This is a genomic window from Peptacetobacter hiranonis (genome assembly GCF_008151785.1).
Lineage (GTDB): Bacteria > Bacillota > Clostridia > Peptostreptococcales > Peptostreptococcaceae > Peptacetobacter > Peptacetobacter hiranonis.
This window is the reverse complement of sequence record NZ_CP036523.1, coordinates 815,714-833,963: the sequence shown is the minus strand read 5'-3', so window position 1 is coordinate 833,963 and position 18,250 is coordinate 815,714. Positions and strand designations below refer to the sequence as shown.

The window sequence follows — 18,250 nt, the reverse complement described above, 5'->3', positions numbered from 1 at the left end:
TATCCTCCTTGATAGTTTCATTTGCTTGTCTATCTAAAGGCAAGTCTATTTATTATTTATACTAATAAAGCTCTAAGCATTTATTTTCACTAAATTTTTAGAGTATAAATAGCATATTAATTATCTTACTTTCTATATCATACTACATTTTTAAAAAAATGCCAACATTTTTTCAGAATATTTACTACTATATACAATGTTCACTATAATGCAAAAATTTTTATCAAAAAGTATAACATATTTAATTTTATATCAGTCTAATTAGTAATAATTATTCAGCTATTAATTCTACTAAATCTCCATTTTTAACGCCTGCTGCATTTCCTTCTTCCATGTCAACATGCATTTCTAAGTTGAAGCTGTCTTTAGCTCTAACTAATACATTTTCGAATATAAGACCTCTTGGTCCTTCTGTTCTAACTTTTACTATATCTTTGTCTTTAACTCCGAATTTTGCAGCGTCTTCATTGCTCATATGTATATGTCTTGAAGCAACTATAACACCTTTTTCTAATTCAACTTCACCTGCTGGTCCAACAAGTTTAAGTCCTGGAGTACCTTCTATATCTCCTGATTCTCTTATTGGAGCTTTTACTCCTAGAGGGAAGCAGTCAGCTAAAGATACTTCTACCTGAGTTTCTGGTCTAGCTGGTCCTAATACTCTAACTGTTAATTTTCCTTTTGGTCCAACTAAGTCTACTTTTTCTTCACAAGCATACTGACCTGGCTGAGAAAGATCTTTGAATTTAACTAATTCGTGACCTTCGCCAAATAAAGCGTCTATGTGTTCCTGTGATAAGTGTATGTGTTTGTTTGATAAAGCTATTGGTAATTTCATTGCCTATCACTCCTATCTTTTTATTATATTGTATTCATTAAACCACAAATTACTTCAAATACATTATACAAAATATAATTGTTAAAATCAAATATTTAGTTCTTTAGTAATTTTTAAATTTTTTTCATTTTAATAGGTATTTTTTTCAAATCTGTATAACTTTTTTATGTTTAAAGTTGTGATAACATTTGCACACTATTTTAATTTTATTCTACATAAAGTTAAATTCTTTTTTCAATATAGCTTCAATATCATCAGAACTCATTTTGAAAATTCCAACGCATGAACTTGCATCTGGAAGTATAACTGAAATATCTCCAAAGCTATTTTTCTTGTCTTTTTTAATAATTTCAACCAGTCTTTCTACATCTATTTTTCCAAAATCAAACTCAAAATCGTATTTATCTATAAGCTCTACAAATTTATCGTAATAATCTTTCTTTATATACCCTTTTGCAAGTGCTACCCTAAACGCTATTTTCATTCCAATAGCAACAGCTTCACCATGTTTTAAGCTATACTCCATCTCCATTGCATGTCCAAATGTATGCCCAAAATTAAGAATTTTTCTTAAACCAGTTTCTTTCTCATCTGCTTTTACAATTCTCGCCTTAAACTCAGCGCATTTCATAATAGCTTTTATAATTTTTTCATTATCCAGACATTTTACTTCAACTGAATTATCGTACAAGAATTTTTCAAATTCTCCGTCATCGTCCATTATAGCCGCATATTTTATAATCTCTCCAAATCCGCTTTTTAGCTCATCACTTGGAAGAGTTTTTAACGTTTCTGTGTTTATATATGTAAATAAAGGCTGTTTAAATGCTCCAATCATATTCTTATAAACACCTACATCTATCCCTGTTTTCCCACCTATAGCAGAATCAACCTGTGATAATATAGTCGTTGGAACCTGTATATAATCTATACCTCTCATATATGTAGCTGCTGCAAAACCTGCTAAATCTCCAACCACACCTCCGCCAAATGCTATAACAAGTGACTTTCTACTCATTCCAAAATCTATAAACTTTGATATAAGCTCATTAAAAGTTTCTAAACACTTCGACTCTTCTCCTGGTTTTATACATACTTTTGAAAATTTTTTACTATTTGTTATAGAAAAAATCGATTTTACAAAATCGTCATATAGATTAACCTCTACATTTTCATCTGTTACAATAACAACTTTATCGTATTTTTGATCTCTTTCTACTAATTCATACAAAATATTTGCAAGCTCTGTATATTCATCAGATACCATTATTCTACATAGATTATTTCCAGTAGTAATTAGCTTCATATAATCACCTCATTATTCGCTCATTATCTCTTTAATATGTGCTGCATATTCTTCTGTAGATTTTTTTATACACTCCACAAGTTCTTCACTTTCCACATAACTAACCTCATCGCTATCTGGAATTCTTATATTTTTAATACTTCTTGAATTTATACTCTTAAAGAAAAAGTCCATAACTATATCACCGCCATCAAACTGATCCTCATATGGTTTGGAACCACCTACAGCTAGGTACATACCAGCTCTTTTTCTTCCTCTATCAATCATAGAATCTCCAAGCACAAACTTACTAGAATAAACTGCCTGTGTTCTATCGACAACAGTCTTCATCTTTGCTGGTACAGAATTAAAATACACTGGACTTATAACAACAGTACCCCTACTCTTATCAAACATCTCATAAAGCTCTGTCATATCGTCCTTTATTCTGCATCCTTTCTTGTGCTCGCAGTATCCACATGCATTACAATAATCTATATCCATTTCGTAAATATCTAAAAGGGCGTAAGATACGCCCTCTCTTTCTAAAATTTTCGAAATATCCCTAGATATATTAAAGCAATTTTTGTCCTTTCTAGGACTAGCATTTATTATTAAAATATCCTTTGTCATATTTCCAATCTCCATTAATTAATTTATCTAAATACTGCAAAATATCGCAATATCATTTTATTTATTTATCTATACATTATATGAAATTATACTGCATTTTAAACATTATTATCTTTCAGCATAACCATCATAATATCATCAGAGTATTCTTTCTTTCCAGAAAAAGCGTAAAACTCTTCCTTAATTTTTTCAATTATAAACTCTGGGCTATATTTATAATTTTCACAAAGAAGTTTTTCAAATCTCTCTTGACCAAATTCTTCCTTATCCTTATTCTTAATCTCAAGAATACCATCTGTAAACATACATATCATAGGATAATCTTTTATGTTTATCACATTATCTTTGTACTCTCCATCTTCTATAACACCTATTGGAATTCCCTTCTTGCAATTTACATATTTTGCAACAGTTCCGTCCCTCTGTATGATAACAGGACTATAATGCCCAGCATTAGATACTGTAAGAGTATTTTCTTTTGTATCTAAACTTGCAACTATACCAGTACAGAAAACTTCCATTTTATCGAATTCCTCAAAAAGCATCTTATTAAGATTATTCATTATATCTGAAGGCTTTTCAAACTGTCTACAGAGTACCTTAAATGCACCTTTTATAAGTGCAACCATGTAGTTTGATACAATACCATGCCCCATAACATCGGCAACAATGTAAATAACCTTGTCGTCATTCACTCTAACTGCATCATAGAAATCCCCACCTACAACCTTTGCTGGCTGGTGATAACAATAAAGCTGTCTATTTCCATTGCAAACCATATTAGCATCGTTCATCATAAGTTTTTGCTGCTTATTTAAAACAGATAGCTCATTTTGTAATACTCTATGTCTAACCTCATTCTGGTTGTATTCATAAAGCTGAGTACCGACAGTTATCTGCTTTGAAAGAATTGAAAGTATATTTACATCATCTCTAGTGTATTTTGTTGCATTTGCACATATTATATATCCTAAATTACTATCTGCGTCCATAAGTCTATGGTATATATAGCTATTTATCTTAGATCCATTTTCAAGTACCATATCTACATCATTTGAAAAATCTCCATCTTTATGATTTTCAGAAATGGTATCTAGCATTAAGAATAGATTACTTCTACATTCATTTTTATTATAGCAATTAACTATTCTTGCGTGCTTTTCATTTTTATCCAAGATTATTATAGCTTCTTCACTATCTGTAATCTCAACTGCTTGCTTAGTTAAGTCCTTTAAATATGTATCTATATTTTTATCTACATATAACTTTCTAGTAGCTTCATTTATCGCTGTTACCCCTTGTCTAAGCTTGTTTACAAGTTTATTTACAGACTCATTCTTTCTAGTTATTTCTATAGAAAGTGCCATAAGAGATGCAACTGATGCGATAAAATTCATATCCTCATCGCTTATACTTTCACCCTCTGTTGTGAATGCAGTCATAAATCCTACAACTTTTTCCTCTATTATGAATGGGAAAACAGCTCTTCCACAATATCCTTCGTTTTGAGCTAAATCTCTCTCTTTTGAAGCTGCTTCATCTAAAAAAACATCTCTTACATATATGATTTTTTTCTTTTCGACTGCCTCTCTGATATAATCAGGATACAAATCAAAATCAATCTTAGCACCCTCAGGTCTATCTACTCCTTCAAAAACAGTTGGAATATATTTTAAAGTGTTTGAGCAAACCAAATACGCATAATTAAAATCGTCGTTGTAAAAAATATTTACACAAGCTTTTGCCGGATGAACAACATCCAACATCTTGCTGACTATAATATCCTTTATCTTGAAGAAATCCTGAGACTGTGTAACCAACTTAGAAATCTCAACAAGATTCTTCATTCGCTTCATATACTCTTCAGTCATATCAATTTGCCAACTTGGCAGTCCACCTCCTATAGTCAAAATAATTTAATCTATTCAAAATTTATTTTTAAATTTCTTTAAAGTTTTTCTTAAAGAAATTACTTTTCAATTAATATATATTCTAACATATTCTACACCATTTTTAATTAAAAATAAAAAAGGAGCAAACAGTCTTTAAATATTTTTCAATTCAAAAACTGCTTACTCCTTTTTTGTTCTAGTGTTCTTTGTAAACGTAATTGTAAATCTTTTCATTACCTAAGTCTATATCTCCTGTTGTAATATATTTTGATATATTATCAATATCGCTAATTGTTAGATATTGACAAGGGATAGACAGAACATATCCAGTATCATTAAGGAGATGCTTTAACTTCATCACTTTAGACACATCTGGTTTCTCATTAGCTTTTTTGTAATTCCTATTTTTGCTATTTATGAGATTTTCGTTCTGAATACAAATAAGCTTATCCACATAATGATGATAAGAATCTATAAAATCACTCTCTTCCAAAATCTCATCAGGAAGAACCTCATGAATAGAAACATCTCCCAAAATATTATGAACAAACTTGTCAGATGTTAGCTTACCAGAAATGATTCCCTTTTGATACTTTCTTAAAACCTTCTTCGTAATTGTGTAAATTTTGCACCTAGTTTCCAAATTAAGTTCCTCTACCAGCATTGGCACCCCATCCTTTCCTTATTTTAATTGTAATTTAAATTTTCAGAAAAATCAAGAGTTTAGTAATACTAAATATAAAAAGTAAAATAAACAAAAAAACACTTTAGCATAAATGAAATAAACTCCTTCAAACAAAGCAATCAGTTTATATATAACTAAAAAATTTTACTGGCTAAAACGCTTTATTTAAAAATCTACAGACGCTTTCAACATTGTTTTTCGAACAGAGTTCGAATAAAACAAAGAAAGCGTCGAAGCCTGAAACTGATAGTAGTTATTCTATTGCCCTTTTACCGAGGTTTTATATGTTGCTACCTGCTAGATATCCTGTAGAGAACGCAATTTGTAAGTTAAATCCTCCAGTGTAAGCATCAACATCTATCACTTCCCCAGCAAAATAAAGTCCCTCGATTAACTTAGACTCCATAGTACTAGAATTTATCTCAGATGTCTTAACCCCACCAGAAGTAACTATCGCTTCCTCCATAGGTCTATATCTCTTAACATGCAACTCAATATTTTTTATAGTATCGACAAGATTTCTTCTCTCTTCCTTAGTTATAGAATTTACCGGAGTAGCTGGATCTATGCCAGAAAGTTCCACGACTACCGGTATCATCTTACTTGGAAGTAAATCTGATAGGGAGTTTTCAAATCTCTTATTTATATATTTTTGGAAATCTCTCTGCACTCTTTTATCAAGCTTTTCGTGGTCTAAAGCTGGTTTTAAATCTAAAGAAATTTTATAACTTTCCTTAGATAAATCCCTCATTATACAGCTTGCAGATTTGATAATCGGCCCATCTACACCGTAATCAGTGAATTCCATTTCACCAAAATCGTCGTATATCTTCTTATTCTTCTTGCCAAATACCTTTATTGCAACATTTCTAAGACTAAGACCTTTTAACTTATGCACAAAATCTTCCTGTATCTCAAGACCTATCAAAGAAGGCTTTAAAGGAGTTATCTTATGACCTAATTTCTCAGCAAGTCTATATCCATCTCCTGTAGATCCAGTTCTCTGATAACTTGCACCACCTGTAGCAATTATAACAGCATCTGTCTTAATCTCTTTTCCGTCACTTAAAACAACAGACTCAACTTTTCCATTCTTTTCTTTTATATCTTTGACAGTTTTTCCTGTAACTAACTTAATATTTTTTCTCTTTATAAGTCTAGCCATAGCATCAACGACATCCATTGCTCTATCACTCTCAGGAAAAACTCTATTTCCTCTTTCTGTCTTTAACCTAACACCTAAACTTTCAAACATTTCCATAACCGCATCATTTGTAAATGTGTAGAATGCGCTGTATAAAAATTTTCCATTTGTATTTACATTTGCAATTAACTCTTCAACCTCACAGTTATTAGTTATATTACATCTTCCTTTTCCAGTTATCAGTAGTTTTCTACCTACTCTCTCATTTTTCTCTACCAAAACAACATCTATACCATTTTGCGATGCCGAATACGCTGCAGTCATACCTGCAGGTCCAGCACCGATTATAACAACCTTCTTCATAATATTTCCCTTCCTAAGAATTTTTTTAAACTCTTATCTAAAAATTATATTCCCATTTTTTTAAATAAATATGGAGCACCAGCTACCCCCTGAATAACAACAGCCGAATATCTAACAAAATCTAGCACCATATCAAGTGTACTTCCATCAGCTGCTCCAAATAAAGAAAATACAAGTTTTAATCCTAAATAAACAACACCTAAACTAAGCATTCCTATTAAGAATCTTTTCCCATTCTTTTTAATAATTTCTCCATTGCTCATATTTTTTCTATCTATGACTTCAAAAGATACATACTCTCTTTCCAAAATATATCCGATAGTAAATCCAAACATAAGTGCAAAAAGTTTAGTATAATCACTGCTCTTTAGCACAAATGCCATTATCGCAAGCGGAACTAAAATAAGTATCATTTCCCAATATTTTCCACTTTTTTCAGATCTATCCATTATCTTTATTAAAAGTATAGTAAATAAAAATCCAAGAATAAGCCCTGCAACAACGTCCATTGGCCAATGAACAGCTAGATAAAGTCTTGAAATACCAGCACCTATAGCCATAACTGCTGCTAAAACATACACCCATTTTTTCTTTAACTGAACCGCTAAAGAAGTCCAAAATGTAGTCGCAGTCTGAGTATGCCCACTTGGGAATGAATATCCTGTCGCAGTTTCAACTCTCATAGACTCAAGTCCAAACTTTCCAATAGGTCTTTCTACCTTAAAATAATCCTTAATTGCCCCATTTAAAGCAATATTTCCTGTAAGTGCGTATAACATTCTCCGTCCTATTTTCTTATCAATACACCAGTACATAATGGCTGTAAATATTACAACTACTGGTGTTTCCGTACTAATAGTAAAAAATAAAAAAAGTAAATTTAAAATCGGGTTCCTAATACTCTGGAAAAATAAAAGTATTGGAGCCTGAATATGTTCAAAATAATTTATATTCATCTAATCTGATTCCTTTCTAATTATAATATTTATTTTTCATACATCTACAAATTTAAAGGCATACTTAAAAAGCATGCCTTGTATAATCAATTATTCAGCTACGTCTTCAACTATTCCTATATAAGGAAGATTTCTATATTTTTCTGCATAGTCTATTCCGTATCCTACTATGAATTTATCTTCTATTTCAAATCCAACGTATTCAACATCTACATCTACAACTCTTCTGCTTGGTTTGTCTAGTAGAGTACATAATTTTAAGCTCTTTGGCTCTCTTATCTGTAGCTCTTTAACTAAATTGCTAAGAGTTCTACCTGAGTCTATTATATCTTCAACTATAAGAACATTTCTTCCTTTTATATCTGTATCTAAGTCTTTTAATATTCTAACTGTACCTGAAGACTCAGTTCCTGAACCATAGCTTGAAACACTCATAAAGTCTATCTTAACATCTAAGTCTATCTGTCTTATAAGGTCACAAGTGAACACATTTGCACCTTTTAAAATACCAACTACTAAAACTTCTTCACCTTTGTAGTCATTTTCTATCTGTTTACCTAATTCTATTACCTTTTCTCTTATCTGTTCTTCTGTGAACATCTTTCCAGTTACTTTGTACATAATTTCCTCCTACCAGCTATCTGGGTTATTTAGAATTTATTAATTATTCTTCAAAAAAGAATTTCTCATCAAAAATAATTTTTGGATATTATATATTATACTCTAAAACATATCTTTTTCAAACAAAAATTCCAATTCTATCATCTAAAATTCATACAACAAAAAATCACCTTAACATTTAGTTAAAGTGATTTTTAACAATCTGAAATGAAAATATCGTGTAGTAATAGAAATAAATAATCTTAAATAATTTAAACTGTACCTATACTTTTACCACAAACTCGCAAGTTTTGAAACCTAAAGATTGATATATAACTCATCGAAGTTGATTTTTCAGTAGCTCAAAATTTTGCGTGCTAACACAAATTAAATCGCACCGACTATCTGCAGACGGCTCGTAACCTTGAAATGTGTTACATTTATGGGTGAGCCGTCGAAGCCAGGAGAGCGATTAATTGTGTTTGTGCGTAAAATTTGCTACTGAAAAAACTCGATGACTATATATCCATTTTAGGTGATAAACTTCTCATTGCATCTATTGTTCTCTGCATTAGTTCATCTAGTTCCCATCCTAGTTCTTCAGCACCTTTTTTGATTGTATCTCTTGAACATCCTGCTGCAAACTTAGGAGTTTTGAATTTCTTCTTGACAGATTTTAACTCTAAATCCATAACGCTCTTAGAAGGTCTCATTATAGCAACTGCACCTATAAGTCCTGTAAGCTCATCTGTGGCAAATAAAATCTTTTCCATTATATGCTCAGGTTTCTTTTCTAGCCCTTCACATATTCCATAAGCATGGCAAACAACCCCATGGATAAACTCTTCATCGTATCCATTTTCTCTTAAAAGTTCTTCTGCTTTAATACAGTGTTCATCTGGATACATCTCAAAATCTATATCGTGAAGTAGTCCAACTGTTGCCCAAAAATCTTCTCTCTCAGGATCATATTCCTTAGCAAAATATCTCATAACACCAGAAACAACTTCCCCATGTCTTATATGAAAATCGTCCTGATTGTATTTTTTAAGTATTTCAAGTGCTTTATCGTATTCTAATATCATTTTTTAATCCCCCTCAAATTAATTTTTTAATTTTGTTCTAAATTTATTATTTTTATTATTTTTTATAAGTTTTATCTTACTACTTTTCTTTTATATAGTCAATATTTTCTGAATATTTCAAGTATTGTTTTTATCTTTATTTATCAAAACTATTATTTTATATGATTACAATTTGTAAATTTTTTTCTATTGTGCTACTTTAATTTAATTCTCTCTCTTATATGTTATAATAAATTTACGATATAAAATTTAAAAGAGGTGACAATATGCAAAAATTATACAAAGCAATAGAAGAAAAAATAAAATCATCAGGATATACAGGATTTTTCACTGGAGAAGAAGTTTACAACGATATATGCGATGAAATAGAGGACAAAGAAAACGGAACATATCTTTTAATGTCTAAAAAAGAAAACGGAGATGTATTCACTTACAATGTTTCTATATTCGACGATAACTTCAATCTTTCTATACTTAAAATAAACAGTGGGGATGAAGAATTTATAATAAACTTCGATGAAGAAAATTAATACAATAAAAATACGATAAATAAAATTTGGGAGGTATCATTATGAGTGTAAATCACGGTGCAAATTTATATGAACTTTCCGCAAAATACGGATTTTCAAAAGAGGACTTCATGGATTTCAGTTCAAATATAAATCCATTTGGCTCTTCAAAAAAGGCTAAACAGTATGTAATAGACAACATAGACATGGTTTCAATGTATCCTGATCCAGAATACGTAGAGCTAAAAAAATCTATATCAACATATTGCAAATGCAACAGCGAAAATATAGTACTTGGAAGTGGTGCAACTGAGCTAATATCTTCATTTATCGGCACAGTTAACCCTAAAAAAGCGGTACTTGTATCTCCAGCCTATTCTGAATACGAAAAAGAATTAAATAAAATTGGCTGTGAAATCAAAAAATACTACTCTAAAAAAGAAAATCATTTTGAAATAGATCCTAAAGACTTGGCAAATACTGTTAAAGAAGGTGGCTACGAACTTCTTATAATCTGTAACCCTTGCAACCCTACAGGATTTGCATTTTCTAAGGACCAGATAAGAGAGATAGTATCTACTTGTGGATGTTATGTTATGATTGACGAAACTTATGTTGAGTTTACAGACACATCAAAATACTCATCTACTCCACTTGTAGACGAGTTCGACAATTTATTTGTGATAAGGGGAACTTCTAAGTTCTTCTCTACTCCTGGTATCAGACTTGGATACGGACTTATTTCAAATGAAAAAGTTAAAGAAGCTATAAATAAAAGACTTGACCTTTGGAATATAAACGTTGTCGCATCTAGAATGGGCGAGATTATGTTTGTCGATGATGATTTCATCAACGAAACTATTGAGCACATGAGCAAGGAGAGAGATTATCTTGAAAGTGAGTTAAGATTCCTTCCAGGTGTTAAGGTTTATAACACTTATGGTAATTTTGTGCTTTGTGAGATAGTGGATAGAAGAATGACAGCAGAAGAATTGAGAAATGAGCTAATTCCAGAAAGAATAATAATCAGGGATTGTGCTTCATTTGATGGATTAGATGAATATTTCTTTAGGGTTTGTATATTAAAACCTGAAGAAAATATATTACTTATTTCTGAATTAAAAAAAATATTTGGATAGGAAAAAGAAAGGTAACAGTTATGTGCTCCAGGCTTCAGCGACCCACCCGTTAATATAACACATTTAGCGGTTGTGGGGCGCTTGCAGTATTGTCGCTTATAACTTGTTACCTTTCTTTTTTAATGCAAGTAAACTGTTTAATCCATAGTATTTTAGGTTTAATCTAAGGTATTTCCTTCTACATACAAAAAATTATACCCTACTTATCTACTAAAACATAATAATTAATTTTTCTTATCATTTATCTCAAAACTTCTACTATTTACACCATTCAAACCGATTTCTCTCTTCTTCTAAGAAATTACTGAAAGATTTACATAAAAATAGAGGGTTAGTGAATATATTATTCTCGCAAAAAGATGGATATAGCCAAAAACTACGACAATCTGCAAGCGACACGCAACATTTAAATGTGTTACATAAATGGGCGTGTCGCTGAAGCCTGGAGTGTTTTTGGCTATGACATCTTTCTTGAAGTGAGTTGATACTTCACCAACCCTCTCTATTTACTACTGTAAATCATTCAGTAATTCTTCTATATCCATATCTATCTCTTCATCAAAGTCATCCAAGTCAGTTTCAAATTCAAGATACTGAGTATCTACATCAGCATCATCATCTATATCGCTTATCTCAATACCTGCTGCAAAATCATTGAATATACCTGACTCTCTATCATCTGTATAATCAGAAAGATCCCCCTCTTCATAAAGAGGATTTTCTAACATCTTCTGATCTAAATCTATCTCATGATAGTGTGAAAGCTCCTCTCCACTACCAAGTTCTAAAAATCTATAATTGCCTTTCCAAATATTTCTACTCATATCTACCACCTCCGATAAAGAATTTATTAGAATCTATACCGCTTATTCCCTTATCAGCAGTCTTATAAATCTGGTCTATGATTTCTTTTCTTCTAGTATCATCTTCCTCAGAGTACATAAGCTGCCCAAAGGCATACATCTCTGTTATTTCATCAAATAAAATTTCCTTAACATCATCAGCCTGAAGCTTGTCGTATTCATGACCTAGCTTAGCAAATACATAGTATAGTTTTTCGTTCATTTCTCTTATGTAGTATGGGTACATATTGTCTATAATATGGTTAAGCTTTTTAAGTATTTTTTCCATAAATAGATTTAATTTATCGCTTTCATTTTCTTTAAGCATTCTATAGACATGTCTTCTTCTATCACTAGGAGATAGGACAAAGTCCAAGTTTCCTAATATTATCTCAATATCACTTAAACCGTCTTTTAGCATATATGCTGTATCTGCAAATACATCGCCAAACATTCTGTATATGCTTCTATCTGGTTTTATATCTTCTCTTTCAAATAGTTTTTCTCCACTTTTTTCTATAACATCAGGCATATAAACACTAAGTGTATCTATATTTTCTTTCTGTACCTGAACTTCATCATAAAGCATATTTACTAGGTTTATTCTAACCTCATCAGTTATATTATCCTGTTCAAGAGTTTCTTTTACAAATTTTCTTACGTTATAAAGATCTGCAAAGAAGTTGTACATTATCATATCGTTCATAGCTTTTGCCCAGTTCCGATATATTTCTTTGTTTCCTGCTTCTTCAATCATATCTTTTTTAGAGCTTAAAAATACATCTCTTAAAAGTTTTTCTACCATTCTTGTTTTTAGATATACTCTTACATACTCATTTTTAAATCTTATATCTGTCGCAGAATAGTCTTTGTGTATTTTTTCTTCGTCGTTCTCTTTTATTGTAACGATATCAACTATATCTTTATCTGGTATAGCCATTATTTCTTTTTCTTCAGATTTCATAAATCTAACTATTCCATTTTCAGCTCTTACAAATAGTGGGTTACCAGATTTTGTAAATCCTATGTCGTTTCTTTCAACATCTGGGATAGAGTTTATATCCATTATTTCTTTATTTTTATCGCTTAGGTATAGTCTAAATATATTCTTTCCATCGTATATTATGTTTTCTCTACCAACAGCTATTCTTCTGCAATCTTCAAATTTTACAGACACTACATTTTTCTTAGTTTTTTTGTTTATTAGGATAAGATTGTCCGCATATCTAACTAGCAGCATATTTGAATTATTATAGTCAAATCCTCCAATATTTCCAGATATTCTACTAAATACTATATCGCTATCTGCAGGAAGATTTCCTATTTTTCTGTTTCCAGCTACCATTTCTTCAAATCCTCTTGGAAGAATTCTATTTATATTATTTGCAAATATCTGTACACTTCTAGCTATTATTGATTCTCTTTCTATGTGGAAATATCCCTTAAATGAGATCTGGCTTCCTTCTATTAGGAATCTTTCTATATCATCGTAGTATATTTCAAATCTATTTTTCCCTCCGATGAATACAAATTTTTCATGGTCTTTATTTATTCCACCCATAAATACTTTATCATCATCTAATATAAAGAAACATTTATCGTCGTTTATTTCAAAGATAAAATCTCTCTGATTTTTACATATTAGAGAATAGTCTTTTATGCTCATTCTTATTTTTAAATTTCCTGGAACTTCTTTTGACCCTCTACCACTTCCAACAATGAATGGAACGTTTTCGTCATATATTACTATGTCCTCTTTTTCTAAAGAAGCTGATAGTTTTATTTTATGTTCTGAGTAGCTATATACATATCTTGTTCCGCTATCAGACATTACATCCTCATCATTTCCGATTATTATATTTCCTAAATTTGTTATGAATAGCTTTTTCCCAGCAGATGAGTATCTATTGATTCCCTCTAAGCTGAACCCTTCAGATAATTCATATATTATTTTTTCACCTAGTTTTAACATCGGTACCAACTCCAACCTAAAAATATTTTAAAGTACTTTTTTAAAATTATTGCTGCCTGATGACTCAGACAGCAATACTATTTAACTATTATTCAGTTTTTTCAGCCATTATTTCATCATAAGTCTGTGCCATTATTTTGTCGTAATCTTTGAAGTTTCTTCTAGATTTTAACTCTTCTTTTAATGCATTGTACGCCTGTTCTACCTGTGCTTTGTCCATAGTTTTAGCTTTTAGTCTAAAGTCTTCTATTTTTAAGTCACAGTATCTGTCGTATTTTTCTATATATCCATCAAAACCTTTAGCTTTTATAGCAGATAACTGTTTCTGTGCTTCTGAGTATACACCAGTATCTCCACCTACAAATACTTTGTAATAGTTTCCAATTTTTATCATTTCGCCTTTTAATCCTTTTTTATCAAGGTTTGTTATTAGGCTTTCAGCATGAGATTTTTCTTTTAATGATCCAGCATAAACTCTGTAGTATTCTCCACCCTGTTTAGCTTTTTCCATTTCTTCAGCTCTTTTAGCTTCTTCAGCAGCTATTTTTTCAGCTTCGGCTTTTTTTCTCCGTTCTTCTTCTTTTTTCTGTTCTTCTAACTGCTGTTCCTGTTTTATCTGCTGCTGTTTTTCTGCTTCTTGCTGTCTTTTTCTATTGATAGTTAGGAAGTATCCACTTGCAGCTATTGCAACTATAAGTACTGCTATTATTAAGTCTAATTTTTTTCTAGATTTTTTGTATTCTTCATCTTTAACGATTACTACTTCTTCCTCGATTTCAACATCGTCTCCTTCATAATCGTCATCAACATATTCTACTTCTTCTTCATCGTCGTAGTATTCTTCATTCTCTTCATTTTCTACAACATCTTCGTCAGCATAGTAGTTGTCTTCTTCGTATTCTTTATCTTCAGAGTCTTCTTCTTCTTCGTACTCTTCTTCATCTTTTTTTCTTCCAAATATAGAGAATATTCCTCTTTTCTTAGGTTCTTCTTCTATTTCTTCCTCTTCTTCTTCAACCTCTTCATTTATTCCAGCTATTCTAGATATTTCCTGTAAATCGTCTTCTTCTGTTTCTGATATATTTGCATCTATAGATACTTCTTCTACTGTTTCTTCAACTACTTCATCGTAATCAGTATCTTCTTCAACTTCAGATATTTCTTTTTTAAGTTCATCTACTGCTTTTTTAGCTCTTTCAACAGGATCATTTAATTTGTCAGCTTCTTCTTGTTTTAATCTTTCAACTCTTTCAGCTTCTAGTTCCTGTCTTTCTATATTTCTTATAGCTTCTCTTCTTCTTCCAAGATCAACGTGTATTTCGTGGTCATCAGACGCATTTGAAGGAACTTCTACATCTTCAACAACTTCTTCTGTAGATACAGCTTCTACTATTTCTTCATCAACTGTATCCTCAACTACTTCTTCTACTTCTTCTTCAACTATCTCTGGTTCTACCTCTTTTACTCTAACTGCTGGTATTACTAGAGATGGGTCTATTCTTCTTGATAGCTTGTTTCTAAATGGCTCTGATTTATCAGCATTTTCAAGCATATATGCGTATTCATCCATATCTACATCCGCTGGAACAGTTCTTTTTATAGTTGCAGGAGTTGTAGCTTCTACACATTCTTTATTATCTCTAAAGTATTTGCATGCTTCTTTCCATGTATCAAGCTCTACTAGTTTTCTATCTTTTATTATTGCAGTTAAGAAGTCGCTGAAGTTTTCTTCACCAAATTCTCCTGCTACAGTAAGTCTCATAGCACCTTCTATTAAACTTCTACTTTTTAGGAATTCTAATAATACTGTAGCTGCTGCAAAGTCATATATTACTCTTCCACCAAATCCATATGCTTCATCGGCTTCTAGGTTTTCTAAAGTTAATATTCTTTTGAATTCTTCTTCTATACTATCATTAAGTTCTGCATTAGATATAAGTTTTACTCTTCTTAAAAATTCAACATCTACTATATTTTTTTCTTCAGTGTGCTCAACATGCTGTTTTTCATCAGCAGCATCGTCTTTTTTAGATCCACCTGCTAATATTCTATTAACTATAACTATGATTTCTCTTTTTAATTCCATTCTAGCATCTGCTGGATTCATAAGGAAGATTTCTGCACTTTCTTCCTTTCTAAGACTTAGCTCTCTTAGAGTCATAGTTAAAACTTCCATATATATATTTAAAACTTTGTAGTCTTTCTGAAGTCTTTTTATCTTTTCAGAGTTATCCATTTTATCATAGTAGTTGAAACTCTGAAGGTCTGCCTCTTTTAGATTTTCTATACCGTCTCTTTTAGCTATATTTATGTATTTTCTACATTTAGCATTTATAAGTTCTATATCACTTTCTAACTCATCTATATCTGGGATATATTTTTCAAGTATCCATTTTGATATGATTGGTTCTGTATTTCTTGATAAAGTCTTATAAAATAGTACGTTATATTTTAATAATTCTATATATTTAACTTCATTTAACTCAACTTTTTCAAATTTTTTATTTAATATATTGTCTAATTTTTTGTTTGTTTTGCTTTCCTGTTTTAAAAATCTCTGTGTTACGTTTAAAACAGTTCCTTTTATTATACTATTCAAACTATTCACTCCTTGCCCAACAAATTTATCTATAATATCAAACTTATCTATGTATTATACGATTTTTTGTCAGCTAACTTTGTCAGCTGTACTTCTCTATTATATCATTTATAAGTTAATATTCCACTTATAATCATACCATTTTTTTCATTTATTTTCATTATTTTAAATAATTTATACAACTTAAATACTCTACGATAACTCTGTAATATCTCAAATTATAAATCAATAGTTTTTCTAAAAAATTTTCTTTCGTGTTCTAGCTAATTTAGAAATAAAAAAGACGCTGATAAAATTATCAACGTCTAATAGTCTAACGGAAGTGAGCAAGTCTATAAGCGGGGTTCTGTATTAGATAATCATCTTTCTAGACTTATTGTCACCAATAAGCTCAAGCGACCTACCAACCGGAGAGTACGAGCAATACTCTTTAGCCCTATTTTGGTCTTGCTCCAGGTGGGGTTTACATAGCCGACTAGTCACCTAGCCGCTGGTGAGCTCTTACCTCGCCGTTCCATCCTTACCATTGCTGGCGGTTTATTTCTGTTGCACTTTCCTTAAGATCACTCTCACTAGGCGTTACCTAGCACCCTGCTCTGTGGAGCCCCGACTTTCCTCACGCAGATTTCTCTGCCCACGATTATCTGGCTTACTCACTATTAAATTAACTATGTTAGTTTACCATATAAAAATAACTCTGTCAAAATATTTATCTTTTCTATTTATAACTTTCATTTTTTGTTAGCTATAAATTTATTCTATTTTTATATCATATTACTATAAATTTATTCTATTTTTATATAGTTTATATTTGCAATTGCCGTTATAATTATATATAGATAAAATTTTTAGAAAGGAAATAAATTTTTGAAAAATAACATTTAAAAAGATGTTAATTTCAAATTTTATATAGATATGAATAAGCATTTAAGGAATTTTATTTCTCTGGTTCTCGTCGCGGTTATGGCAGTTAGTGGCTATAAAATCGTGACGACGCTTTTAGATTACAAGAAGGCAAGCGATACCTATACTGAAATTCGGGAAAATTATAGTCCAGAAGCTGAGGAAGGTTTTATGGAAGATGATTTAAAAAATATAAATCCCGATTACAGACTTTGGCTTTTCGTTGAGAATACAAATATAAATTATCCAGTTGTATCTTACGGAAACAACGACTACTATCTGTACAGAGATTTTCTTGGAGAGGACTCAAAATCTGGAACACTGTTTATGGATTATAGAAATAATTTTGAAACAGATGAGAGTACGGTTATCTACGGGCATAATATGAAGAATAAGACTATGTTTAACAATTTAGAGCTGTTCAAAGAAAAGGATTTTTGGAATAGTGATTCTTTAATTCATATCTACAGAGGAGATTATGAGTATATTTACGAGCCATTTTCTATTTTTGTTGCAAAGCCAGAATTTGATTATGTAAAAGTTGATTTTGATGGAGAGAACGACTTCAATGAGTATATGAATCAGGTAAGAGCTAGCTCAACATATTGGAATGAGGATGCCACTCCAAAATATAAAGACAAGATATTGACTTTATCTACTTGTAGCTATGAGTTTGACGATGCAAGAACGGTACTTGAGGCAAAATTAATTGACAAAATACCTATTCAATAATAATCATATCTTTTAATAGGTATAAATTTTTAAGGTGTGTTATATATTCAAAAGTAAATATTATAAGAAGTTA

Annotated in this window: 15 protein-coding genes and 1 other RNA gene; 3 read left to right on the top strand and 13 right to left on the bottom strand. The window is 30.9% G+C overall.

Annotation, left to right across the window (positions count from 1 at the left end; genetic code table 11):
• Positions 1 to 271: 271 nt before the first annotated feature.
• The 9 genes from pduL to KGNDJEFE_RS03925 form a co-directional block, all read right to left on the bottom strand.
• Positions 272 to 838: a phosphate propanoyltransferase gene (gene pduL / locus KGNDJEFE_RS03965; RefSeq protein WP_006439936.1), complete on the bottom strand. Its 567-nt coding sequence runs from the start codon at positions 836 to 838 to the stop codon at positions 272 to 274.
• 211 nt (positions 839 to 1,049) lie between these two features.
• A complete protein-coding gene (gene aroB, locus KGNDJEFE_RS03960; RefSeq protein ID WP_006439935.1) occupies positions 1,050 to 2,144 on the bottom strand; it encodes a 3-dehydroquinate synthase in 1,095 nt (364 codons plus the stop codon).
• A gap of 12 nt (positions 2,145 to 2,156) precedes the next feature.
• Complete coding sequence (locus KGNDJEFE_RS03955; RefSeq protein ID WP_242649215.1) at positions 2,157 to 2,756, bottom strand: flavodoxin family protein; 600 nt, start codon at positions 2,754 to 2,756, stop codon at positions 2,157 to 2,159.
• Positions 2,757 to 2,854: 98 nt separating this feature from the next.
• Positions 2,855 to 4,627, bottom strand: a complete 1,773-nt coding sequence (locus KGNDJEFE_RS03950; RefSeq protein WP_040410393.1) for a GAF domain-containing SpoIIE family protein phosphatase — start codon at positions 4,625 to 4,627, stop codon at positions 2,855 to 2,857.
• Between the two features lie 217 nt (positions 4,628 to 4,844).
• Complete coding sequence (locus KGNDJEFE_RS03945; protein WP_244949450.1) at positions 4,845 to 5,291, bottom strand: hypothetical protein; 447 nt, start codon at positions 5,289 to 5,291, stop codon at positions 4,845 to 4,847.
• 322 nt (positions 5,292 to 5,613) lie between these two features.
• The gene (locus KGNDJEFE_RS03940) at positions 5,614 to 6,840 is read right to left on the bottom strand and encodes a BaiN/RdsA family NAD(P)/FAD-dependent oxidoreductase (RefSeq protein ID WP_006439931.1); all 1,227 of its coding nucleotides are present in this window, start codon (positions 6,838 to 6,840) and stop codon (positions 5,614 to 5,616) included.
• Positions 6,841 to 6,884: 44 nt separating this feature from the next.
• Positions 6,885 to 7,655: a phosphatase PAP2 family protein gene (locus KGNDJEFE_RS03935; protein WP_170239657.1), complete on the bottom strand. Its 771-nt coding sequence runs from the start codon at positions 7,653 to 7,655 to the stop codon at positions 6,885 to 6,887.
• 231 nt (positions 7,656 to 7,886) lie between these two features.
• Positions 7,887 to 8,417 (bottom strand): hypoxanthine phosphoribosyltransferase, encoded by a 531-nt coding sequence (gene hpt / locus KGNDJEFE_RS03930; RefSeq protein WP_006439929.1) that lies wholly within the window; start codon positions 8,415 to 8,417, stop codon positions 7,887 to 7,889.
• A 497-nt stretch (positions 8,418 to 8,914) separates the two neighbouring features.
• A complete protein-coding gene (locus KGNDJEFE_RS03925) occupies positions 8,915 to 9,481 on the bottom strand; it encodes a hypothetical protein (protein ID WP_006439928.1) in 567 nt (188 codons plus the stop codon).
• Between the two features lie 266 nt (positions 9,482 to 9,747).
• Between KGNDJEFE_RS03925 and KGNDJEFE_RS03920 the strand changes: the two genes are divergently transcribed.
• The gene (locus KGNDJEFE_RS03920; protein ID WP_006439927.1) at positions 9,748 to 10,011 is read left to right on the top strand and encodes a hypothetical protein; all 264 of its coding nucleotides are present in this window, start codon (positions 9,748 to 9,750) and stop codon (positions 10,009 to 10,011) included.
• 41 nt (positions 10,012 to 10,052) lie between these two features.
• On the top strand, positions 10,053 to 11,129 hold the full coding sequence (locus KGNDJEFE_RS03915) for a pyridoxal phosphate-dependent aminotransferase (protein WP_006439926.1): 1,077 nt from the start codon (positions 10,053 to 10,055) through the stop codon (positions 11,127 to 11,129).
• 509 nt (positions 11,130 to 11,638) lie between these two features.
• Here KGNDJEFE_RS03915 and KGNDJEFE_RS03910 read toward each other — a convergent pair.
• The 4 genes from KGNDJEFE_RS03910 to rnpB form a co-directional block, all read right to left on the bottom strand.
• Complete coding sequence (locus KGNDJEFE_RS03910; RefSeq protein ID WP_006439925.1) at positions 11,639 to 11,953, bottom strand: hypothetical protein; 315 nt, start codon at positions 11,951 to 11,953, stop codon at positions 11,639 to 11,641.
• On the bottom strand, positions 11,946 to 13,943 hold the full coding sequence (locus tag KGNDJEFE_RS03905) for a hypothetical protein (RefSeq protein ID WP_006439924.1): 1,998 nt from the start codon (positions 13,941 to 13,943) through the stop codon (positions 11,946 to 11,948). The genes KGNDJEFE_RS03910 and KGNDJEFE_RS03905 overlap by 8 nt, the downstream gene beginning before the upstream one ends.
• Positions 13,944 to 14,031: 88 nt before the next feature.
• On the bottom strand, positions 14,032 to 16,551 hold the full coding sequence (locus KGNDJEFE_RS03900; RefSeq protein ID WP_006439923.1) for an SPOR domain-containing protein: 2,520 nt from the start codon (positions 16,549 to 16,551) through the stop codon (positions 14,032 to 14,034).
• Positions 16,552 to 16,861: 310 nt separating this feature from the next.
• Positions 16,862 to 17,198, bottom strand: an RNA gene (gene rnpB / locus KGNDJEFE_RS03895) — RNase P RNA component class A.
• A 307-nt stretch (positions 17,199 to 17,505) separates the two neighbouring features.
• Between rnpB and srtB the strand changes: the two genes are divergently transcribed.
• On the top strand, positions 17,506 to 18,177 hold the full coding sequence (srtB, locus tag KGNDJEFE_RS03890; protein WP_242649214.1) for a class B sortase: 672 nt from the start codon (positions 17,506 to 17,508) through the stop codon (positions 18,175 to 18,177).
• The last annotated feature ends 73 nt before the right edge of the window (positions 18,178 to 18,250 follow it).